A 416-nucleotide genomic window follows, 5' to 3' on the forward strand; every position below is an offset into this window, starting at 1 on the left:
GTCCCCGACGCTCGTACGGCACACCGCCCGCCCCTCGGACCCGGCGCACCTCGCCGTCGGGCTCGGCCGGCTGGAGGCGGCCCGGCGGGGTGAGACGCTGCTCGTCGTGGCCCCCGAGGAGCCCGCGCCGCTCCTGGAGCGGGTGCACGAGGCCCGGCGGGCCGGGGCGACGGTGCTGGCCCTCGGCTCCGGCGGGGGCGAGCTGGGGTCGATGGCGCACGAGACGCTGGCGGTGCCGGAGGGCTCCGAGCTGGACCTGGACACCGTCCAGCACCTGGTGAGCGCGGCGGCCGGGGAGAACGCGGTGCCGGCCCCGAGGGGACGCGGCCGCTTCCGGGACCGTCTGTCCCGGCTGACGGAACACCTGACGGCTCCGCCGCCCCCGCGCTGGTAGCGGGGGCGGCGGAGCCGTCAGG

The 416-nt window shown here is 79.6% G+C and carries 1 protein-coding gene; it reads left to right on the forward strand.

The features are described 5' to 3' along the window. On the forward strand, window positions 1–394 hold a 394-nt coding region (locus C1I97_RS38905), incomplete at its 5' end, for a hypothetical protein (protein WP_111007434.1). Window positions 395–416: the final 22 nt, after the last annotated feature.

Origin of the sequence: Streptomyces sp. NTH33, assembly GCF_003236365.1 — a bacterium.
Classification (GTDB): domain Bacteria; phylum Actinomycetota; class Actinomycetes; order Streptomycetales; family Streptomycetaceae; genus Streptomyces.